The 22,914-nt window shown below is 62.5% G+C and carries 15 protein-coding genes; 7 read left to right on the forward strand and 8 right to left on the reverse strand.

All coding sequences use genetic code 11. The features are described from left to right. Positions 1-44 precede the first annotated feature (44 nt). The 5 genes from ACILSO_RS15700 to ACILSO_RS15720 all read left to right on the forward strand — a co-directional run bounded on the left by ACILSO_RS15700 (position 45) and on the right by ACILSO_RS15720 (position 4,927). Positions 45-827 carry a hypothetical protein gene (locus ACILSO_RS15700; protein WP_395738375.1) on the forward strand — a complete coding sequence of 261 codons (783 nt, stop codon included), beginning with the start codon at positions 45-47 and terminating at the stop codon, positions 825-827. A 230-nt stretch (positions 828-1,057) separates the two neighbouring features. Continuing rightward, positions 1,058-1,585, forward strand: coding sequence for a 5-(carboxyamino)imidazole ribonucleotide mutase (purE, locus tag ACILSO_RS15705; protein ID WP_395738376.1), 528 nt, complete (start codon positions 1,058-1,060; stop codon positions 1,583-1,585). Beyond that, positions 1,582-2,724, forward strand: a complete 1,143-nt coding sequence (locus ACILSO_RS15710) for a 5-(carboxyamino)imidazole ribonucleotide synthase (protein WP_395738377.1) — start codon at positions 1,582-1,584, stop codon at positions 2,722-2,724. Before purE ends, ACILSO_RS15710 begins: the two co-directional genes overlap by 4 nt. Positions 2,725-3,169: 445 nt before the next feature. After that, a complete protein-coding gene (locus ACILSO_RS15715; protein ID WP_395738378.1) occupies positions 3,170-4,279 on the forward strand; it encodes a hypothetical protein in 1,110 nt (369 codons plus the stop codon). Positions 4,280-4,444: 165 nt separating this feature from the next. Continuing rightward, positions 4,445-4,927, forward strand: a complete 483-nt coding sequence (locus tag ACILSO_RS15720; protein WP_395738379.1) for a hypothetical protein — start codon at positions 4,445-4,447, stop codon at positions 4,925-4,927. Positions 4,928-4,987: 60 nt separating this feature from the next. On the opposite strand, the gene ACILSO_RS15725 is transcribed toward ACILSO_RS15720, so the two are convergent. The 8 genes from ACILSO_RS15725 to ACILSO_RS15760 form a co-directional block, all read right to left on the reverse strand. After that, a complete protein-coding gene (locus ACILSO_RS15725) occupies positions 4,988-5,836 on the reverse strand; it encodes a transglutaminase domain-containing protein (protein WP_395738380.1) in 849 nt (282 codons plus the stop codon). A gap of 29 nt (positions 5,837-5,865) precedes the next feature. Next, complete coding sequence (locus ACILSO_RS15730) at positions 5,866-6,924, reverse strand: alpha-E domain-containing protein (protein WP_395738381.1); 1,059 nt, start codon at positions 6,922-6,924, stop codon at positions 5,866-5,868. 9 nt (positions 6,925-6,933) lie between these two features. Then, complete coding sequence (locus tag ACILSO_RS15735; protein WP_395738382.1) at positions 6,934-8,412, reverse strand: circularly permuted type 2 ATP-grasp protein; 1,479 nt, start codon at positions 8,410-8,412, stop codon at positions 6,934-6,936. Positions 8,413-8,707: 295 nt separating this feature from the next. Then, positions 8,708-9,586 (reverse strand): transglutaminase N-terminal domain-containing protein, encoded by an 879-nt coding sequence (locus tag ACILSO_RS15740; RefSeq protein ID WP_395738383.1) that lies wholly within the window; start codon positions 9,584-9,586, stop codon positions 8,708-8,710. Further along, entirely contained in the window at positions 9,586-12,117 is a 2,532-nt protein-coding gene (locus ACILSO_RS15745; RefSeq protein ID WP_395738384.1) for a circularly permuted type 2 ATP-grasp protein, read from the reverse strand. Before ACILSO_RS15745 ends, ACILSO_RS15740 begins: the two co-directional genes overlap by 1 nt. A gap of 173 nt (positions 12,118-12,290) precedes the next feature. Beyond that, a complete protein-coding gene (locus tag ACILSO_RS15750) occupies positions 12,291-12,701 on the reverse strand; it encodes a PIN domain-containing protein (RefSeq protein WP_395738385.1) in 411 nt (136 codons plus the stop codon). Beyond that, positions 12,694-12,909: a hypothetical protein gene (locus tag ACILSO_RS15755; RefSeq protein ID WP_395738386.1), complete on the reverse strand. Its 216-nt coding sequence runs from the start codon at positions 12,907-12,909 to the stop codon at positions 12,694-12,696. The genes ACILSO_RS15750 and ACILSO_RS15755 overlap by 8 nt, the downstream gene beginning before the upstream one ends. A 45-nt stretch (positions 12,910-12,954) precedes the next feature. After that, positions 12,955-16,401, reverse strand: a complete 3,447-nt coding sequence (locus tag ACILSO_RS15760) for a DUF2126 domain-containing protein (RefSeq protein WP_395738387.1) — start codon at positions 16,399-16,401, stop codon at positions 12,955-12,957. A 194-nt stretch (positions 16,402-16,595) separates the two neighbouring features. On the opposite strand from ACILSO_RS15760, the gene ACILSO_RS15765 reads away from it, so the two are divergent. Continuing rightward, on the forward strand, positions 16,596-19,298 hold the full coding sequence (locus tag ACILSO_RS15765) for a beta strand repeat-containing protein (protein ID WP_395738388.1): 2,703 nt from the start codon (positions 16,596-16,598) through the stop codon (positions 19,296-19,298). Between the two features lie 90 nt (positions 19,299-19,388). Then, positions 19,389-22,904, forward strand: a complete 3,516-nt coding sequence (locus ACILSO_RS15770; protein ID WP_395738389.1) for a pyruvate carboxylase — start codon at positions 19,389-19,391, stop codon at positions 22,902-22,904. Positions 22,905-22,914 lie beyond the last annotated feature (10 nt).

Genomic DNA, 22,914 nt, shown 5'->3' on the forward strand with positions numbered 1-22,914 from the left:
CCTGCTGGATTGACGCTTCCCTGCCGACCCCCTAAAAAAGCGCGATGAAAAAGATCTCGCCCACCACCGCGTTGTTTTGTGCGCTGGGGTTCAATCTCCTTCTCGCCTCGTTTGCTTTCTCGCTGTGGGCGGAGTGGGGGCCGTATGGGTGGATCACCGCGGCGCAGACGGCGCTGCTGGGCAGCTACTCGGGCAAGGCCTCGTTCATGCTCACCTTCATCCTTCACCTGATTCCAGCGATGCTTTTGCTCCTGATGGCGTGGGGCCGGGTGGCCAAGGGGATCGTGCTGGGGCTGCCGGTGCTCTGCATCCTCGCCCACCTGAGTTTGACCGTGTGGCTGGTGAGCACCGGTGGACGGCATACGGATGCCGGATCTTTTGACAGCGCCGTACGGGACGCGAGCTTTGTGCCACAAAACATCGTGCTGGAGCACGCGAAACTGCCGGCGCTGGACATGGAAAAAATCTCCGGCATCCGAACCGGCGCGTCTGACTTGGGTGCGGATCTGTATGTGCCTTTCACGGCGGGTGCGTGGCCAGAGCCGGAGATGAAGGTGATCCTCAAGACCAAGTCGGAAGGCCTCGACAAACTGACCCGGGGAGCCTTTCTCGAGGGAGTGATCCAGAAGGCTCCCCTGCCCTACCTTGTGCGCCAGTCTTGGCCGCAAGATCCGTCTGTTTTTGCGATTGTGATCGAGGATCGGGGGTCGGTGCGGGGGAACTGGATTCCGGCGCTGGCGGCTTATGTGGTGCTGGGGATCTGGGGCATTTCCAGCTTTCTCAAACGCAAGCGTGGTCCGGCGGTGCCGAGGGCGCCGCTGGCGTGAGGAAACGGTAGCTCCCTATGAGGCCAGAGCTGCCCCAGGGCGCCGCTCGCTTAGGCTCGCTTTGCCCTGGGCTGCGATAGGTCGCCCCTTTGGGGCTGGGATCATGCGCAGTAGGATGAGGAAAGAGAACGACGTCCCAATGGTCATGGGGAGTCGAGCGTCTCCCTAAATCTGGGCCAGAAAAAATTTGTGCCGGGCGTGCCTGCTGCCATCGTGAATCTCTTTTCCCGATGAGCAACTCCGCTTCAGACAAGCCCCTTGTGGGCATCATCATGGGTTCCAGTTCTGACTGGCCCACGCTCCAAAATGCCGCCCAGGTGCTCACCGACTTTGGCATTCCGTTTGAGAAGAAGGTGGTCAGTGCGCACCGCACGCCGCAGCTGCTGTACGACTATGCCACCACGGCCTCGGCACGGGGACTCAAGTGCATCATCGCGGGTGCCGGGGGTGCTGCGCATCTTCCTGGCATGACGGCAAGCATGACGACGGTGCCGGTGCTTGGCGTGCCGGTGCAGAGCCGTGCGCTCAGCGGCGTGGACAGTTTGTACTCCATCGTGCAGATGCCGGGGGGAATTCCGGTCGCGACTTTTGCGATTGGCAATGCCGGGGCGCTGAATGCCGGGCTGTTTGCCGTCTCGATGCTGGCCAATGACAATCCCGAGCTGGTGGACAAGCTGCAGGCCTTCCGTGAGCGCCAGACGCAGAAGGTGCTGGAAAGTCAGAAGGAACTCGAAGCCGAAGTCCAACCCAAGGCATGAAGTTTCCGCCTCCCTCCACCCTCGGCGTCCTCGGCGGCGGCCAGCTCGGACGCATGCTGGCCCTTGAAGCGCGGCGCGCCGGACATCGCATCGTGATCTTTACCGATGAAGGGAAGGGCTGCCCTGCTGGGCAGTTTGCGGATGTTGAGATCAATGCGGCGTACTCGGACACCGAGGCGCTGAACGGCTTTCTGCAGCAGGTGGATGTGGTGACGGCGGAGTTTGAAAACATTCCCGGCTCATGTCTGGTTGCGGTGGAGGCGGTGAAGCCGCTGCGGCCCGGTGCGAAGGCACTGATCACGACGCAGCATCGTGAGCGTGAGAAGAATTTTCTGCGCGACCAGGGCATCGCCTGCGCGCCGTTTCGGGTGATCGATGATCTGGCGGGGCTTGAGGCTGCCGTGGCGGAGCTGGGACGCCCTTGTGTGATCAAGACGGCGGCGTTTGGCTATGATGGCAAGGGGCAGTGCAAGGTGACAGCGGACACGGATCTGGCGCAGGCGTGGAGCAGCTTCGCCGGCCAGCGTGCGGTGGTGGAGCAGTGGGTTTCTTTTGACTGCGAAGTGTCAGTGGTTGGCGCCCGGGGCATCGACGGCAGCATGGCGACGCATGGCTGCGTGGAGAATCAGCACACGCATCATATTCTCGATGTCACCATTGCTCCTGCGCGGGTGGATTCCAAGATCACCGAGGAGGCGATCGCGCTGTGGAAGGCGGTGGCGGAAGGGCTGGACTATGTGGGCACGATGGCGGTGGAGATGTTTGTGACGACAGCGGGCAAAGTGATCGTCAATGAGATCGCGCCGCGTCCGCACAACAGCGGACACTACACGATCGACGCGTGCCGGACGAACCAGTTTCAGCAGCAGCAGCGGGCGATTTGTGGCATTCCGTTGGGAGATGCTTCGCAGCATACGCCGGCGGTGATGATCAATCTGCTGGGCGATGTGTGGCCTGCGCCGCTGGTGCATCCGGACTGGTCGCCGGTGCTGAATCATCCACGCGCGAAGCTGCATCTTTATGGGAAACGCGAGGCGCGAGCGAAGCGAAAGATGGGGCATTTCACGGTGCTCGGGGAGACGGTGGATGTGGCGCTGAGGGATGCGTTGGAGATTCGGAAGGCGCTGGGAATTGGGTAGAGGAGGGGCCGTGTGGAAGCGGGGCGGAGTGTGGCGGAACGCCAGGCAGACGCTGCTGGTACCCGAGGGGTGTGGCGGGGTGCCCGGTTTGCTTCCCGGATGGTTTCTCTCTGACCCAGGGCGGCGCTCGCTGAGGCTCGCTTTGCCCTGGGCTGCGATAGGCCGCCCCTTTGGGGCTGGTGTGGTTCGGGGCGGGTTTGACGAGGAGAGGACCTAGCCGTGTTTTGTTAGTCGTGGCATCGGAGTTCGGTCACTGGGGAGCGTGATGGCGGGGAAATTTCAGCCAGTTTTTGCAGGCTCATTTGGGGTGATTTCTCATGAGTGCTTAAAGATTGCCTTTGGTGGACTGGGTGGATAAAATTTGGCGAATTTCCTTACTATGAGATCTGCGCTGTGTTCTTCCGTGTTGCTGGGTGGCCTACTGTTTTTCACCTGTTCAGTGGGAGTGGTTTGGGCTGAAAATGCGGGGCCGCTGATTGATGCGCTGATGAAGTCTGCGGGGGCGTGGAAGAATCCGACGCTGCCGGGAGTGTGGCAGCCGGTGGCGGGACCGGTGGGTTCAACACGGAAGGAAATGCGCAGCAGTGAACCCGTGTTTGATGTGCCGGCGGAGAGACTGGTGGCGACGGAAACCGCCGGAAAGCTGACACGACTGGATGTGCTGCTGATGGAGCGCGGCACGCAGGCGGCGGATGCGGCCTATCTGCAAACCATGCGACAGACGGCGGCCAAGGCCTCCGCTGCTGTGCAAGCGAAGGCTGGGAAGCCGGGACAACTGGTGAAGGCGGCCGGTGCAGTGCTTGGCACGGTGATTCAAGAATGGACCACGCCTGCGAGCAGCATCCGCCTGACGATGGAGCCGGGGGTGCGTCTGTGGGTTTCGATCAGCGCCCAGCAAAGCCCGGCCTCCGGCGCGACCGCGAGCCTCAAGGACACGCTGAAGGCCCACGTCCAGCAGAAGGAGAACGGGGATGTGCTGATCACCGAACTTCCTGAAGTGGCCCGAGAAGCGGAGGACAGGCCTGGTGACAACGAACTGCGTGCCAGCGAGTGCCTGGCCAGCTACTACGGCTGGACGATAGACGTGGAAGCCACCGCACGAACGACCGGATGGAAGCCGGAGTTTAACATGGACCATTCTCCCGAAGTTTTTGCCGCCGTGGCCAAAGCAGCCAAGGTGCGGACGGAGATGATCAAAAAGCTCGAACTGCTGCAGGTTCAGCACTCCATCGATCGAGGCCAGCCCCCAGTCTATACGCACGTGTATTCGGACATAAGAAACGGGTATCTGCTGGATTTTGCCAAGCGATATGCCGCCGATCCCTCACTGGAACTGCCGAGCCCGAAAAATCCTGAAGAAAGGAAAAAATGGCCCGTGGCAACCGACAACACTGACTATTACATTTATACCGCACTGATCATCGGCTATAACAAAAAGCGTGGTGAACTGATCCTGATGTATCCCGGCCATGCACCCGAAGTGCGGACGCTGCGTGTGAGAGAGGAAGAAGCGGTGGTGTCTCAGGCGGAAACTTATTTCATCCGGCCAAACTAGAAGGTTCAGCCGTCGATGCGTTTGACTTTGAGGGCGGTGGTGGCGCCAAAAATGGTCGTAACCGAAGTAGTTCACGACTGCGACTGATCTTGCACCCCAGAGCTTTCTTTGTCAGTTGTATGAAAAGACGGCATCATTTTTGCAGTTTGTCATTCATTATAATGTATGGGAAGACCTTTGTTCCATCGAGCTTGCCAGCTTCTTCTTGCGCTAGCGACCGTGCTTGTGACGGCTTGTGAGACGAATCTGTCGAAAGAACCATCGTTCCGTTCCATCATCGGGAAAAAATATCAAACGACTCAGCGGACATCGGTGTTTTATTATTCTGGAGAGAAACACTTGTTCCTCTACCCGCTGGAAAATGAAGCCTTATCCCCCCCTTCGGGCGCGCAGCTCTATGCCACCCTGCCCAAGGGTTCTATTTTGCAGGTCACTCAGGTGATGCGCACGGCTTCGTATACTTTCGTGCAAAACTATTTCATTGTTTCAGTCCTGACCCCCGACGGAGTCAGGCTGTCCAACATCGACTGCTTTTTTATCTCAAAAGGAATCGAAAGGACGGATGTGCCTCGGTTTGAAAATTATACGCGGGGTGCCGCCGGTGGCGCGTTTCAGGAGCCCATTGCCGTGGAGATGACTGGTCAATGAAGTGACCGCCTCCTTGAATTGGGAAAGAGAAACGGAGCCATGGTCAAATGGAAGCGAGGGTCAGTCGATGCGTTTGACTTCGAGTTCGACTTTGAGGGCGGTGGTGGCGCCGGGGGGGCCGTCGAAGTGGCCGGAGATGGGGGCGGCGTCGTGGTAGTCGCGGCCGGTGGCGATCTTGATGTGGCGCTCGTCGGCGAGGGTGGCGTTGGTGGGATCGAGGCCGAACCAGCCTTTTCCGGGGACGTGAACCTCCACCCAGGCGTGGGAGGCCTGGGCGCCGCGGAGGTGGGAGTCCGGGCCATTGTAGAGGTAGCCGCTGACGTAGCGGGCGGGGATGCCGAGGGAGCGGCAGATGCCGATCATTAGGTGGGCGAAGTCCTGGCAGACGCCATGCTTCTTTTCCAGAACCTCGGTCATGTGAGTGGAGGAGGTGGTGGCATTGGGCAGATACTTCCACTCACGGAAGATGTGCTGCATGACGGCCTCGGCGGTGGCGAAGATGTCGTCGGAGTCGTTGCGGATGTCGATGCCGAGGCGCCAGACTTCCGGGGTGATGGAGACGTAGGAGCTCTCGCCGAGAAAGGGGACGATCATTTCGTCGGTCTCGTTTTTGAGGACTTCAAAGCGGACGCCGAGGGGTTTGCCGTCCTTGTAGGGGCTGGTGGTGTTGATGGTGGACTGCGACTCGATGATGAGATCGGTATGGGGCTCGGAGATGTCGAAGTAGTGGACGTAGTTGAGCCAGTTGTCGCGGAAGTGCTGAAGGCGCGCGGGGGGCTTGATGTTCAGCAGGAAGAACTCGAGGCGCGACTTGTCATCCGTGACGGGACGGAGGCGCAGCTCGTTGTAGCTGTCGCGCACAGCACCACGGTAGACGTAATGGGTACGGTGGAAGACTCGGAATCGCATGAAAAGAAGCGGGGGATTCCGAGACGGAGCTATTGCTGCTGTTGTTGCTGCTGAAGATGAACATCTTCTTCGGCATGGGCGTGAAAGGCACCGGGTGCGGTGGTGGTTTCCACGGGAGCCTCCTCCGGAAGCTGGGAGAGCTCTGCATGCTGAACGAAGGTCTGGAAGATGGCCTCGCCGATCTGATTCAGGCGAAGCTGGAGATCGTCGATGTAGTCATGGAGGCCGGCGGCGAGGACTTCCTCCACGGTGGTGTAGGCGAGATCTGCGCGGAGGCGGCCGACGTACCGCAGGGGCAGGGGCATGCCATGGAGCCCGGCGTCTGCGCAGAGGGCCTGGAGGGCGGACTGGGCCTCTGCGACGCAGCAGGCGATGGAACGAGGGAAGGTTTCGTCGAGGAGGAGGTATTCGATGATCTGGGTGGGGTCCAGCTTGCTGCACTGAGCCTGGAAGGCGTGCCAGGCGGAGCAGGAACGGAGGAGCGCGGCCCAGCGCAGGGGCCTGGCCTGCGGTGAGGGAGGGAGCTCCAGCGAGAGACTGGAGCAGGTGTCCAGCAGGCGGGACATTTTGTCCGCACGCTCCAGGCAGGTGCCGAGGCGGAGGAAGTGCCAGATCTCACCGCGGGGAGTGGTGGAGTCCGCGATGCCCTGGAACTCATAGGAGCCGCGCAGGACGCGCTCATAGTAGGCGGCGCTCTGGGTGCGGTGCATGGTCTTGCCTTCAGAGGACTCGACGAAGAGACGGAGGGAATTCAAGGACTCCCAGATTTCATCGGAGATCTGGTCCCGCACGGTGCGCGCGTTTTCACGGGCGGCGCGGATGCTGTTGAGCATGGAGTTGGGATTGTCCGCGCGGAGGGCGAGGAACTCGGTGACGTCCTTGCCTTTGATTTTCTTGTGCTGGGTGAAGTAGGCCTCTTCATCGCCGGTGGTGGCGAGGAGGGGCTGCCAGAACTGGGCTTCATCGACACCGTCGGAGCCGGCATCGAGCAGGAGGTCCTGGGTGGAGAGGAGGAGGCGTGAGAGGTTTTCCGCACGCTCGACGTAGCGTGCCATCCAGTAAATGCTGTCTGCGACTCGGCTAAGCATGGCGTGTGATCAGGCGGCGGGTGAGGTTTCGGCAGGCATGTCGAGGGGATCATCCCACAGCACCCAGGTGTCCTTGCTGCCGCCGCCCTGGGAGGAATTCACGACGAGGGAGCCTTTTTTCAACGCCACGCGGGTGAGGCCGCCGGGGACGACGCGGACGCGGTCGCCGCACAACACGTAGGGCCGCAGGTCGATGTGACGGCCTTCGAAGTGGTCGTCCACAAAGACGGGGTGGCGGGAGAGCTGCAATACAGGCTGGGCGATGTAGTTGCGCGGGTTTTTCTTGATGCGCTCGGCGAACTCGGCGCGCTCCTTTTTGGAAGCGTGCGGGCCCATGAGCATGCCGTAGCCGCCGGATTCGTTCACGGCCTTCACGACGAGCTTGTCGAGGTTGTCGAGGATGTAGGCGCACTCCTTCTCGTCCACGCCAAGGTGGGTGGGCACGTTGGGGAGGATGGGGTCCTGATCGAGGTAGTATTTGATCATCTGCGGGACGAGGGCGTAGACGGCCTTGTCGTCTGCGACGCCGGTGCCGATGGAATTGGCGAGGGCGACGTTGCCTTTGCGGTAGGCATTGATGATGCCGGGGACGCCGAGGAGGGAGTCCTTGCGGAAAACGAGGGGGTCGAGGAAGTCGTCATCGATGCGGCGGTAGATGACGTGGACCTGCTCAAGGCCCTTCGTGGTGCGCATGAAGACGCGGTCGTTGCGGATGATGAGGTCGCGGCCTTCGACGATGGGGACGCCCATCTGCTTGGCGAGGTAGCAGTGCTCGAAGTAGGCGCTGTTGTAGATGCCGGGGGTGAGGACGACGATGGTCGGATCAATGACACTGCCGGGGGCGAGGTGGGCGAGGGTCTCCCGCAGCATGGAGCCGTAGGCGTCCACGGGGCGGACGGGCAGCGACTGAAGGAGGCCGGGGAAGGCGCGCTTCATGGCGTTGCGGTTCTCCAGCATGTAGGAGGCGCCGGAGGGGCAGCGGCCATTGTCTTCGAGGACGTAGTAGTCGCCCTTGTTGTCACGCACGAGGTCGGTGCCGCAGATGTGGATGTAGATGCCGTGGGGGACCTTGATGCCGCGGAACTCGGGGCGGTAATGGGAGGCGGAGAGGACGAGGTCGCTGGGCACGGCCTTGTCGGTGATGATTTTCTGACCGTGGTAGATGTCGTTGAGGAAGAGGTTCAGCGCGGTGATGCGCTGGATGAGGCCGGCCTCGACGGTCTCCCATTCACGCTGCGGGATGATGCGCGGCATGAGGTCGAAGGGGAAGATGCGCTCGGTGCCCTGGTCATCGCCGTAGACGGTGAAGGTGACGCCCTGGCGGAGGAAGGCGGCGTCCACGGCCTTTTGACGCGTGGAGTATTCGGAGGGGGTGAGGGAACCTGCACTATCAAGCATGGCTCCGTAGTGAGGACGTGCCTTCCCGGAATCGGAAAACACCTCGTCGAAGAAGCTCTCTGGTTGGTAGTCGTTAAACAGTGACGACATGAGGATCTATTACTTAGCAGGGGGTGTGCCAGAATTGGGAGGGCTTTGCGAATGAGATCGGTGGGCCGGGCTTGGCTGGATGTTGCTGAAAGCGGAGATGCGCTGGGGGGATGAGGTGCGGGCTTTCCAAATGAGCGGGGAAACAGGGCAGAAAAATTTTCCGGAGGGCTGATTCGGAGGATTTTACTGTTCTGTTTTTTCCTGACGCTTTTGCTTCTGAACGAGGCTGTGGGTGGCTATGAACCGAGGAACAGGGCAAAAAGATTTCTGACGGAGTGAACCGGGAAATTTTTTGTCAGGAGCCGACGGGTTCGACGTCGACGCCGACGCCGACGGTGTGCTTGCCGCCGCCGGTGATGATGCCGCGGACGGGGCTGACGTCTGAGAAATCGCGGCCGGTGGCGACGGTGATGTGATCCAGGGAGGTGAAGCAGTTGTTGGTGGGATCAAAGTCCACCCAGCCGAAGCCGGGGACGAAGCAAGAGGCCCAGGCGTGGGAGGCATCCACACCCTGCAGGCGGGGCTTGCCGGCGGGCGGGTGGGTGCGCAGGTAGCCGCTGATGTAGCGTGCAGGCAGACCCATGGCGCGGAGGCTGGCGATGGCGAGGTGGGCGAAGTCCTGGCAGACGCCGCGTTTTTTTTCCAGCACCTCATTCAGCGGGGTGCTGATGGTGGTGGCCTTGGGGTCAAAGACGAACTCGCGGTAGATGCGGCGGAAGAGATCTGCGGTGGCGGCGAGGACGGGGCGGCCTTTGGTGAAGCTGGGAAGGGCAAAGTCCCGCAGGGGCATCTCCGGCACGAGAAGGGGGCTGCCGAAAACAAACTGGCAGGGGTTCAGAAGATCCACGGGGACGGGATCCCGAAACATGGCGGCGACGGACTCCCAAGGCGGAGTCTGGAGGGGATCCGGCTGCAGAACGGGGGCAAGGGAGACGAAGCTGCGCGAGGTGACTTCGAAGTGGTGGTGGAGCTTCTGGACGGAGAAGCAGGAGACCTGATTGCCGAAGGAGTCGGTGTGCTCGGTGATGAGATCGGGCACGGGATCGAAGCTGAGACTGAACTCGAGGCAGCGCTGAGTTTCGGTATCGCGCGGGCGCAAACGGGCGGCATGATGGGACATGGCCACCTGGGAGCTGTAGGCGTACATGGTGCGATGGGTGATGCGGTAGTTCATCACGCGGAGGGTGGTTCGGCGGGCGCGACGTCGCTGCTGCTGATGGTGGAATGGGCGAAGTAACCGGCGGTGAGGGCGTCATTGAGGACGGGCATGGCCTCGATGAGCTGGGTGAGCACTTTGGCGACCTGAGTCTGGGACCAGGCGCCCGGCTCCACGCGGGCAAGCTCCGTGGGATCGCAGAGCTGGAGGCGCGTGCTGTTTTCCAGGAACACGCGCATGGCGGGAGTGAGGATGGCGGAGTTTTTTTCGTGCGGCAGGTTTTTGAACTGCTGGCGGATGCGCTCGAACTGAAACCGCAGGCCGCGGGGGTTGAGCTCGTCGAGCATGAGCAGATCGTAAACGGCGGCGAGCTGAGGAAGGAGGCTGTAGCGGTTGCGGTAGGTGATGGTGCTGTCTCCGACCTCAAGAATGGCCTCGAGGAGGCTGGGGTTTTCCGCGTCGTCGCTATGAAGGCCGGCGCGCAGAAGCTCGCAGATGTAAACGGTGCGCTCGATGCGGTGGCCCATGTCGAGAAACATCCAGCCCTGGGCGCGGGTCATGTTTTCCTTGGCGAGACCATGGAAGGAGGCGAGCTCGAGGATGATGCGGGTGAGCACGTTCAGCGCATCGGACATGGGGGTGACGCTGGGCGTGTTGTCATAGGCGTCCAGGGCATCGCCGAGCTGGCTGATGACGCGCCAGGTGTCCACAGAAATGCGGTCCCGCAGCAGGACGCCGATGCGCTGAATGTGGGTGACGCTGGAGCGGATGCTGTTGGGGTGATCGGCGTCAAAGATGGCCTCCAGGAGGCGGGCCTCAATCTGCTCCTGCTGGGAGGCGAGGGAGGCGGCGTCTGGCACGGCATCGAGAACAGTGAGGCGCTTGAGGGCCTCCAGCAACGGAAGGAGCAGGGGTGTCTCGCTCATGCCGCTTTCCGGCGAGCAGCGGAGGAGGGTGGAGCGCAGGAGGCGGGCGCTGGATTCGGCGCGCTCGGCGTAGCGGCCGAGCCAGTAGAGGTGATTGGCGACACGGCTGCCGAGATTGTGGCCGGTGCGGCGGAGCTCCACCGGGGCGCTGGTCCGGGAGAGGAGGGTGACGTTTTCCACGGGGCCGTCACTGAGCACCCAGGTGTCCTTGGTGGTGCCGCCTTTCTGCATGGAGACGAGGGGGGACTCGATGCTGGCGGCGACGCGGGTGAGTGCGCCGGGCATGACCATGTAGCCGTCCTTGGTGGCGACGAGGTAGACGCGGACGCTGACGGGCTTGTGAACGAGCTGGCCTTCATCCCACACAGGCGCGGTGGAGAACGAGATTTTTTCCTGGGCGGCCCAGCGGTCTGGCGCGAAGCGCATGCGCTCGACGAGGGCGGCACGCTCGGCAGCACCGAGAGCGCTGCCGAAGAAGGCCTCCCGGCCACGGCCGCGGAAGGCGCTCTTGATGACCATGCGGTCGAGATTTTTTTCCACCTCGGCACGCGGCCGCTCCTGACCGCACCACCAGGTGGCCACGGAGGGCATGAGGAGATCTGAGCCGAGCAGCTTGCGGCACAAGCCGGGGAGGAAGGCCATGAGGGCGGGGGCTTCGGCGAGGCCGGAGCCGAGGGCGTTTCCGAGGGAGACATTGCCGGCACGAACGGCGCGGACGAGGCCGGGGACGCCGAGCATGGAGTCATTGCGCAGCTCCAGGGGATCGCAGAAATCGTCGTCCACACGGCGGAGGATGACATCCACGGATTCGAGGCCGTTGAGGGTCTTCAAAAAGACGCGGTCATCGCGGACGGTGAGGTCCTCCCCTTCGACCAAGGTGTAGCCGAGGTAGCGGGCGAGGTAGGCCTGCTCGAAGTAGGTTTCATTGTAGGGGCCGGGAGTCAGCAGGACGACGCGGGGCTCCTCGACGGGACGAGGTGCGAGGGCGGCGAGGGACTGCTGCATCTGGCGGAAGAAGCCGGCGAGGCGGCGCACGCGGGCATCGCGAAACACCTCTGGCAGCAGGCGTGAGGTGATGAGGCGGTTTTCCAGGGCGTAACCGGCACCGGTGGGGATCTGGGTGCGGTCTGAGATGACCCACCACTGACCATCCGGGGAGCGGGCGATGTCTGCGCCGTATACTTGGAGAGGTTTGGCGTTTGGCACCTTGATGCCGTGGCAGGGGCGCAGGTAGGCGGCCTGCGCGAGAACGAGGGCCGCCGGCATGCTGCCTTCCCGGATCAGCTGCTGGGGGCCGTAGCTGTCGTTCAAGATGGCATTGAGCAGGGTGGCGCGCTGAATGAGCGCCTTCTCGATGCCCTCCCATTCTCCGGCGGAAATGACGAAGGGCACGGGGTCCATCTGCCAGGGCGTGTCCATGCCCTTTTCATCGTAGATATTGAAGGTGACCCCGCGCTCCGCGAGGAGGCGGCGGGCGGTGTCTGACATGCGTTTGACGCCCGCGACATCGCGCCGGAGAAGGTCGGCGATGACCTGCTCATAATGCGGACGCACCTTGCCGGTGGCGTCCCGCAGTTCGTCATAATGCCCGCGAAGCTCCGGACCCTCCATGCGCGGAGCCATGACCCGTGGCGAGACGGGGGAGGCGGCGGTGGAAGAGCTTTGGGATTGGAAGATCAATGCGGGGTCGGAGGTGGCTGGAGAAACAGGCTGACAGTAGGAACCCTTGCCGCCAGTGCATCCGATTTGTCGGGGGGACGCAAGGTTTATGCCATGAGTGAGCGGTGGGGACTTCTTTATTTGGGAGGAAGCATTTTTTGCTTCACCATGCCGCTCAAAGCCAGAAACTCAGGGTCTTTGTGAATCAGTGTGGCATCCAAATCCTGCGCCAGCGAAGCGACAAAGGAATCCGCAAACGATACCTTGTGAGCCGCTTTGAGTTTTGCCGCAGCGGAGCAAATGGCATCACCGGAATGATGCCAGGTTACCGGCCAGGCTTTGAGGGAGGCAAGCGCCCGGGCGGCGTCTTCCTCTCCACGCTCTTGCATCGTGATGTACTCCACTTCCGTCAAAGTCACAAATGATCCGTGAATGTCCACATGGCCCGATCTGGCATCGACAAGATGCTTTTCGACAACATCCGCTCCGCCCTCATCCTCCAGCAGGGCAAAACAGGCCGACGTATCCAGCACAACTGATTCAGCCACGATTGCGCTCCTCCTGACGATGCTTCATCAGGGCGTTGTTCAAGCCGCCACCAGCAAACATTCCGCGCGCCGAACGAATGGGATCTGGATTTGTTCTGGCAGACGCAGCTGCATTAAACCAAACCAGCACGCGATCACAGACTTCCTGCCGCTCTTCAGGAGGCAGCGCCTCTATCTGGCTCAAAATGGCCTGACTGCGTGAACTCATCTTTTATTGTAGGCTACCGGGGTAGTGGCGTCAATGTTGAGCCTGTCAGGCGTTTCGGAGGTCCAGGGTGAAGGGGAATTCGGGGTTGGGCTTCGCGGGTTCCACTTTCATTTTCCCGGGGGTGTGGCCGTGGCGGAAGAAGCGGGCGTAGCGGCGGCTTTCGGCTTCGTAGGAGTTCACGGGGAACTTTTCGTGACTGAGGCCACCGGGGTGGGCGACATGGTACGTGCAGCCGCCGAGGGAGCGCTGGTTCCACTGGTCCACGAGGTCAATCGTGAGGGGGGAATGAACGCCGACGGTGGGGTGCAGGCAGTTCGGCGGCTGCCAGGCGCGGTAGCGGACGCCGGCGACGTACTCGCCATTGGTGCCGGTGGGGTGCATGGGCACGGTGCGGCCATTGCAGGTGATGGCATAGCGGCCTTCGACAAGGCCCTGGGCTTTGATTTGGATGCGCTCGAGGGAGGAGTCCACGTAACGGACGGCACCGCCGGCACCGGCGTCTTCGCCGAGGACGTGCCATGGCTCCAGAGCCTGACGGATTTCCACGTGAACATTGCGCGTGGCCCAGTCGCCGCTGAGGGGGTAGCGGAACTCGTAGTGCGGAGCGAACCATTCAGGCTTCAATTCGTAGCCAGCCTGGCGGGTGTCCTGACAGACGTCTTCGATGTCGCTCCAGTTGAAGTGCGGGAGCATCCAGCGATCATGGATGTCGGTGCCCCAGCGCACGAGGGGGGCCTCGTAGGGCTCCTTCCAAAAGCGGGCGATGAGGGTGCGGAGCATGAGGGCCTGGGCGAGGCTCATGTGGGGATGCGGCGGCATTTCAAAGCCACGCATTTCCAGCAGGCCTAGGCGGCCGGTGCTGCTGTCCGGGGAGTAGAGCTTGTCGATGCAGAACTCGGCACGGTGGGTGTTGCCGCTGGAGTCGATGAAGAGATTGCGGTACAAGCGGTCCACGAGCCAGGGCGGCACCTCTCCCCCCTTTGCCACGGCATCGGAGGCGGCCTTGAAGGCGACTTCGAGCTCGTAGAGGGAGTCGTTGCGGGCTTCATCGATACGCGGGCTCTGACTGGTGGGGCCGATGAACATGCCGCTGAACATGAAGGAGAGCGACGGATGATTCTGCCAGTAGCTGGTGAGGCTGCGGAGGAGGTCGGGACGGCGAAGGAAGGGGCTGTCCTTGGGGGTCTCCGCGCCCATGACGATGTGATTGCCGCCGCCGGTGCCGGTGTGGCGGCCGTCCACCATGAACTTCTCGGTGCCGAGGCGTGCCTGCCGCGCTTCGTCGTAGAGGGATTCGGTGATGTGCACCATCTCGTCCCAGTTTTTGGCGGGGTGGACATTGACCTCGATGACGCCGGGGTCGGGGGTGACTTTGAGGACGTGCAGACGGGGGTCGTAGGGGGGCGGGTAGCCTTCGATGACGACGGGCTGATCTAGCGCGAGAGCGACATCCTCCACGGCGCCGAGGGCGGAGAGGTATTCCTCCAGCGTCTGGGTGGGGGGCATGAAGACAAAGAGTTTTCCTTCGCGCGGCTGCACGCAAAGAGCGGTGCGGACGATCCAGTCTGCGGACTGCCCGACGGTGGGCGGCTGGAAGGCGGGGTCGATGAAGCCGTCACGCTCCCCTGCCCTGGCCTGCTCTTTTTCCAGAGCTGCCGCCTGGGCCTTCACCCGGGCTTTTTCCTCGTCGGTCAGACCTTCCAGATCGAGCGGGGCCGGGCGCTGGGAAAGGCGCTGCCAGAAGGAAGCGGGGATGCCGCCGATGCCGCGCACGAAGTGCTGCCGGGAGGGGAGTGCGGCGCGGTCCTCCATGGGGTCCTGCTCATGGTGGTAGGGGTAGTCGGTGGTGGTGACCCAAGGCTGGGAATCAAGCGGGAGACGCAGCCCGATGGGGGAGTCTCCGGGAATGAGGTAGCAGCGCTCCGTGCGCAGGAACCAGGGGCCGGTCTGCCAACCGCTGCCGGCGGGCTTGAGAGGGAGTACGTGGCCCATGATCTTGTCCAGGCCCTGCTCAAACACTTTGGCGAGACGGGCGCGCTCTTCTTTGTCTTTGAGGTTGGATTTCAGCGGGTCCACGTTTGAAGGGAGCCGACGCTCACGCCACATGTAGTAGTAGGCGTCTTCGTAGGTGGGCATGATCCATTTGCCGCCGCAGCCGAGGCGCTCTGCGAGGGCGTGGATGAAGCGGGCGGAATGAACCTCACTCACGCCGTAGTCTTTCTGCATGTCTGCATAGAGATGGGGGTGTGCCCAGAGGGGCTGGCCGTCTTTGCGCCAATGGCAGGCGTAGGACCAGCGCGGGAGCTGCTCGCCGGGGTACCATTTGCCCTGGCCGTGGTGGAGGAAGGCACCGGGGGCGAAGCGATCGCGCAGGCGCTTGAGGAGCTCGTCTGAGAGCTGGGCTTTTTTGCGGCCAACGGCGGTGGTGTTCCACTCGGGGGCATCGGGGTCGTCGATGGAGACGAAGGTGGGCTCGCCGCCCATGGTCAGGCGTACATCGTTGGCGTCCAGTTCTTTGTCCAAGGCATGGCCGAGGGCGGCGATCTCGGCCCACTGCTCTTCGGTGTAGGGCTTGGTGACGCGGGGCGACTCGTAAATGCGAGTGACCTTCATGTCGAAATCGAACGTCGATTCGCATTTCTCCAAGATGGCACCGCTGATGGGGGCGGCACTGGTGGGGTCTGGCGTGGCGGCGAGGGGGATGTGCCCCTCTCCGGCGAAGAGTCCGGAGGTGGGATCGAGACCGACCCAGCCCGCGCCGGGGAGATAGACCTCGCACCAGGCGTGGAGGTCGGTGAAGTCGACTTCGGTGCCGCTCGGGCCGTCGAGGGATTTTACGTCCGGCTTAAGCTGGATGAGGTAGCCGCTGACGAAGCGGGCGGCGATGCCGAGGCGGCGCATGATCTGCACCATGAGCCAGGAGGTGTCACGGCAGGAGCCGGTGAGCTTGGTGAGGGTCTCCTCCGGGGTCTGGACGCCCGGCTCCATGCGGACGGTGTAGCCGATGTCCTTCCAGAGGCGCTGATTGATGGCGACCAGGGCGGTGGTGGTGCGTGGCGGCCAGGGCTTCATGGCGAGGAGATCGCTCTCCAGCCGGGTGAAGTATTCCGAGAGCTTTGGCGTGAGAGGGAGGCGCTTCAGGAAGGGGGCAAGCTCGTGGTCGAGCGTGGCATCGTACTCGAAGGGGAAGTTTTCGCCCTCGGGCTCGAGGAAGAAGTCGAAGGGATTGAAGACGGCCATCTCAGCCACGAGATCCACCTCCACGGTGAACTCGTCGGTCTTCTCCGGGAAGACGAGGCGGGCGAGGTAATTGGACTGGGGGTCCTGCTGCCAGTTCAGGAAGTGCTTTTCAGGCGTGATCTTCAGGGAGTAGCTGAGGATGCGCGTGCGGGAATGGGGTGCAGGACGGAGGCGAATGACCTGCGGGCCGAGCTCGATGGGGCGCTCATAGCGGTAGCTGGTGCGATGGTGAAGGGCGACGTGGATGGACATGCGAAAAGGGTTGGGGACGGACGAAAGCTGAGGGCCTGCCGGACTAGCACTTAGCAAGTTCACGGCCAATCTTGGTCCATGCAGAAGGGAAAACGTCATTCCCGGCACCGAAGGACGATAAAGAAGGCATTTATGTTCTTGTACTTTTCCAACGGCGATGGCTTGGCATTGTCTCTTCCCCCCATCCTTTTCGAATGTCCTTGCTGAAAAAACTGCGTCTTCCCCTGGCCCTGCTTCTCTGGGGAGCTGTGCTGCCGCTTCCCTCTCAGGGAGCCACTTTTGTGTGGGATGCGAACAGCGGAACTTCGGGAGCGCAGGATGGCACCGGCACGTGGTCGGACGGCAGTGGCAACTGGCTGGATGAAACCAACACCCTGCAGAACCAACCCTGGTCCAATGCCGCAGGGAACATTGCTGCGTTTGGCGCCGGTGGTGCGGGTGCCGCAGTGTCTGTCTCCGGCACGGTCAATGCTGGCGGCCTCATCTTCCGGGCTGTGAGCTCGGCCTACACTTTGAACGGGGGGACGATCTCGCTCGCGTCCGGCTCTTCCATCACCATGCAGGACGGGTCCAGCTCGGTCGGCTCGCGACTGACGATCAATTCGACGCTGAGCGGCAGCAACATCACGCTGCAAAAGACTGCCGGGGCCTTCGCCCTCGTCACCATCGGCAGCGCCTCGACCCTTTCGGGCACTTTGACGCTCACGTCGGCGGATACGAACGGTCTTTTTGTGCAGGTGAACAATGTGAACTCGCTGCCGTCCGCCACGCTGACGGGGGTGAGCGTGGGCACGAACACCACGCTGGTGCTGGGTGCCAGCGGCAACTGGCAGGTGCCCTTCACGCTGAGCGGCAATGGTGCCGGCGCGCGCGGGGCCATCCGGCTGGAGGTGAACAACGTCACACTCTCCGGGGCGATCACCCTGGCGGGGAACGCGCTGATCACCCAGAACCTCAGCGCGGTGAACTCGATCATCAGCTCGAACATTGGTGAATCCACCGTGGGCAGCGTGCTGAGCCTGGGCACGCAGGGCAGCAGCACGGGAACGATCGCGCTGGCGGGGAACAACACCTTCACGGGAGGCCTGGCGATCGATGTGACGAATGTGCGCATCGACAACGCCGGGGCGCTGAATTCCACCGCGCCCAACAAGGTCACCTTTACCAACAGCACGGTGGTGAAAAGCCTCTCGCTCAACGGCAACTCGGTCACCATCAGCGGGCTGGCCTCCACGACGGGAGCCGGGTCTGGAACGGTGCGCAATCAAAACGCCACGGCGGCCACCCTGACCATCAGCTCCACGGCGGACGCGGCGTTTGCCGGCATTTTGGCGGATGGCAGCGGCGGCGGGGCGCTTTCCGTGATCAAGACAGGGTCGTTTGCCCAGAGCCTGAGCGGGGCCAATACTTTCACCGGGGGGCTGACGCTGAACCAAGGATTGCTGAATTTGAACAACAGTTCGGCCCTGGGTGGCACCGCAGGCACCTTCACCATCAATGGCGGCACCCTGGGCAACAGCAGCGGTGCGGCCATCGTGATCGCCAACAGCAACGCGGTCGTCATCAATGGAGACTTCGCCGCCACGCTCACCAGCGCGCTGGATCTCGGTGCCGGAGGTGTGAGCCTGGGCACGGCGGCGGGAACCACGCGCACCATTAATGTGACGTCAGGCACCCTGACGCTGAGCGGCAGCATCGCGGATGGCACCACGGCCACAGGCATCACCAAAACGGGGACTGGCACCCTGGTGCTGAGCGGCAACAGCACGTTTTCCGGACAGGTGACGGTGAGCACGGGGAATCTGCTGGTGCGCAACGGTGGCGCGCTGGGTGGCACCGGCAACGGCGTCGTGATGGCCTCCACCGCAGGGCACCTGCAGCTGGACAGCAACATCACGGTCACGGGGGAGTCCCTGATCACGCTTTACATGGAAAACGTGTCTGGAAACAACACCTGGGCGGGCCCTGTGCGCGCCACGGTGGGTGCCACGCTGACGCTGGATGCGGTGGCGGGCAGTCTTTCGATTCAGGGTAATGTGAACGCCGCCTCCACCGACAGTGTGAGCCACACCTTCATTGTGACGGGCTCAGGCACCGGGGAGATCCAAGGCGTGGTGACCAATGCGCTCGCCGTCAACAAAACGGGGACAGGGACGTGGATTTTCAGCGGGGCGAACACATACACGAGCGCCACCAATGTGAACGTGGGGGTGCTGCAGGTGGGGAAGGCGGGCGTGGGGCAGACGGGGACAGGTGCGGTGTCCGTGGCCGCCAACGCCAGTCTCTCCGGCACCGGAGTGGTGCAGGGCAGCAGCTTCACGCTGAACGCGAACGCCACGCTGTATGCAGGAGATGGCACGACGGCTGCAAACCACGGTACGCTGACCTTCAGCCCTCTTGCCGCGGCCTCCTACAACCTGGCGGCCAGCTCCAAGATCTCTCTCGACCTCACCACGGCCACCCTCAGCGATGGGAGCTTCGGAGGCAATGCGGTGGGCAGCGCGGGCTACAACACCTGGCTCAATTCTGTGGCTGGCGTGGGCGGGCACGACCGTCTGGTCTTCAACGGCAGCAGCGGCACGCTCACGCTCGCCGGGAACATCGTCGTGCTGGCCAGCGGCTACACCCCGCAGGCGGGAGATGTTTTCAATCTGATGGACTGGTCGGGGGTGCTGACCAAGGATTTCAGCGGTTTCTCCGTCGGGACCAATTACCGCGATGGGAGCGGGGACAATGGCAGCCAGTTTGACCTGCCGGACATCAGCGCCAGCGGTTTGATCTGGGACGTCAGCCAGTTCACCACCTCCGGCAACATCGCGGTGGTCCCCGAAGCCGGACGCGCCAGTCTCCTTTTGCTGGCCCTCGGAGGGTTGGTGCTGCGGCGGCGGCGCGCCTAGCAGGCAAACGTCTCTGCATAAGAGCGCACCTACTCCTTGCCTCCCCGTGATTTCGCGGGACTATGCGCGCGCATTTCCCAACCCAACTCCATGTCCAAGAAAGCCCAAGCCCCTGCCACGATCCGTCCCATCAAGAAGCTGATGGTCGCGAACCGCTCTGAAATCGCCATCCGCGTGATGCGGGCGGCCACCGAGCTGGGGCTGAAAACGGTGGGGATCTATGCGCAGGAAGACCGCTTCTGCCCGCACCGCTTCAAGGCGGACGAGGCCTATGAGCTGAACAAGGACAAAGGACCGCTGGGAGCGTACCTGGACATCGAGGGCATCGTGACGCTGGCCAAGGAGAAGGGCGTGGACGCGATCCACCCGGGCTACGGCTTCCTCTCTGAGAACCCGCAGTTTGCCAAAGCCTGCGCAGACGCGGGGATCATCTTCATCGGCCCGGACTCGAAGATCCTGGAGATGATGGGTGACAAGACGGCGGCGCGCAACGTGGCGCGCAAGCTGAACGTGCCGATCCTGGAAGGCACGGATGAGCCGGTGAGCGACCGCAAGGAAGCGCTGGCGACGGCGAAGAAGATCGGCTTTCCGCTGATCATCAAGGCGGCCTTTGGCGGTGGCGGGCGCGGCATGCGCGTGGTGCGCGAGGCCAAGGACCTGGAGAAGCTGCTGGATGAGGCGCAGACGGAAGCGGAGCGGGCGTTTGGCAACGGGGCGGTGTTCCTGGAGAAATTTGTGGGCAAGGCCAAGCACATCGAAGTGCAGATCCTGGCGGACAAGCATGGCAATGTGCTGCACCTGCATGAGCGCGACTGCTCCGTGCAGCGCCGCCACCAGAAGGTGATCGAGCAGGCGCCGAGCTACGGCATCAAGCAGGAGATCATCGACGGCCTGTGCGACGCGGCGGTGAAGCTGGCACATGAGGTGAACTACACGCACGCGGGCACGGTGGAGTTCCTGGTCGATCACGAATCGGGCGAGTGGTACTTCATTGAGATGAATCCACGCATCCAGGTGGAGCACACGGTGACGGAGGAGATCACGGGCATCGACATCGTGCGCAGCCAGATCCTGATCGCGCAGGGACACAAGATGCACGACGAGCCGCTGGCGCTGCCAGTGCAGGACAAGATCGAGAAGAGCGGCTTTGCAATCCAGTGCCGAATCACGACGGAAGATCCGGAGAACGGATTCACCCCGGACTTTGGCAAGATCCTGACCTACCGCAGCGCGGGCGGCTTTGGCATCCGCCTGGATGGCGCGCTGGGTGCGACGAACGCGGTGATCACGCCGTACTATGACTCGATGCTGGTGAAGATGACGGTGTTTGCGCGCACGTATCAGCAGGCGCTGGACCGCATGGACCGCGGTCTGCGCGAGTTCCGCATCCGCGGGGTGAAGACGAACATCCCCTTCCTCATGAACGTGGTGCACCACCCGGACTTCATGTCCGGGCAGGCGACGACGCGCTTCATCGACAACAATCCGGACCTGCTGAAGTTTGTGGCGCGCAAGGACCGTGCCTCGAAGATGCTGAGCTACCTGGCGGACACGATCGTGAACGGGAACCCGTTTGCGAAAGGGCACAAGATTGCGAAGGCCTTCACGGCGCCGCCGATTCCGAAGTATGACCACCGCGTGGAGCCTGCCAAGGGCACCAAGCAGCTGCTGACGGAGATGGGGCCGGAGAAATTCTGCCTGAACTGGGTGGCGAAGCAGAAGAAGCTGCTGCTGACGGACACGACGATGCGCGACGCGCACCAGTCCCTGCTGGCCACGCGCATGCGCACCTTTGACATGCTGGCCGTGGCGGACAGCGTGGCACGCCGCACGCCGAACCTTTTCTCCCTGGAGATGTGGGGCGGTGCGACGTTTGACGTGACGATGCGCTTCCTGCGCGAAGACCCGTGGGAGCGCCTGCGCAGCATCCGCGCGAAGGTGCCGAACATTCTGCTGCAGATGCTCTTCCGTGGATCAAACGCGGTGGGCTACACGAACTACCCGGACAACGTGGTGAAGGGCTTCATCAAGCACTCCGCGGAGAACGGCATGGACATCTTCCGCATCTTTGACTCGCTGAACTACCTGCCAAACCTGAAGGCGGCGATGGATGCGGTGCGTGAGGACACGAACTCCATCTGCGAAGGCACGCTGTGCTACACGGGTGACATCCTGGATCCGAAGCGCGACAAGTATGACCTGAAGTACTACGTGCGCCTGGCGAAGGAGCTGGAGAAGATGGGTGCGCACATGCTGTGCATCAAGGACATGGCCGGCCTCGTGCGGCCCTTTGCGGCGAAGAAGCTGGTGAAGGCGCTGAAGGATGAAGTGGGCATCCCAATTCATTTCCACACGCATGACACGAGCGGGCTGAATGCCTCGAGCATTCTGGAAGCGGCGACGGCGGGCGTGGATGTGGTGGATGCAGCGATCTCCTCGCTCTCGGGCGGCACTTCGCAGCCGAACCTGAACTCGATCGTGGCGGCGATGCAGCACACGCCGCGTGACACCGGACTGGACAGCGAGGCGCTGCAGGAATTCAGCGACTACTGGGCGGCGGTGCGTGCCTTCTACAAGCCGTTTGATACCGCGGAGCCGTATGGCACGGCGGAGGTGTATCTGCATGAGATGCCCGGCGGCCAGTACACGAACCTCAAGGAGCAGGCGATCGGCATGGGCCTCGGGCCACGCTGGCCGGAGATCGCGCATGCGTATGCGGAGGTGAACCAGCTCTGCGGTGACATCGTGAAGGTGACACCATCGAGCAAGGTGGTGGGTGACCTGGCGATCGAGTGCGTGGCGCGCGGTGTGAAGCCGAGCGATGTCTTCAACCTGACGGGCACCAAGTGGAGCAAGGACGTGACCAGCATGTTTGAAGGCTGGCTGGGCGAGCCTTTCTACGGCATGGAGACCGCCAAGGCGGCGGATTCACGCAAGAAGTGGAACAAGCTGGCCGACGCCATCGTGGGCAAGGACGGCAAGCGCATCAAGGGCCGCCCCGGCACCCATGCGGCGAAGGTGAACCTGACCGAAGTGCGCGCCGAGCTGAAGGGCAAGCTGAAGAAGGACCCCACCGATGATGATGTGTGGAGCTACCTCATGTATCCGGATGTGTTCCTGAAGTTTGCAGACTTCCGCAAGACCTATGGCGATGTGTCCGCGCTGCCCACACCGGCCTACTACTACGGCCTGCAGGACAAGGAGGAGATCCACATCAACCTGGAGGAGGGCAAGACGCTCTTTGTGCGCCTGCTCAACATGACCGAGGCTGACCAGAACGGCCAGCAGACGGCGATCTTTGAACTCAACGGCTACCCGCGCCACACCAACGTGACCAACAAGGCGCTGGCGAAGAACGCGGTGACCAAGACCAAAGCGGATCCTGCGGACTCGACCCAAGTCGGTGCGCCGATGCCGGGCATGGTGGCGAGCATCGCCGTGAGCGTGGGCCAGAAGGTGAAGGAAGGGGAAACCCTGCTGACGCTGGAGGCCATGAAGATGTTTGCGGCCGTGGCAGCACCGACCGCGGGCACCGTGAAGGAGATCTGCGTCAAGATCAGCGAAAGCGTCGAGAGCAAGGATCTGATGGTGAGGCTGGTGAAGTAAACAATTCTGA

Origin of the sequence: Prosthecobacter sp., assembly GCF_044226605.1 — a bacterium.
Taxonomy (GTDB): Bacteria; Verrucomicrobiota; Verrucomicrobiia; order Verrucomicrobiales; family Verrucomicrobiaceae; genus Prosthecobacter.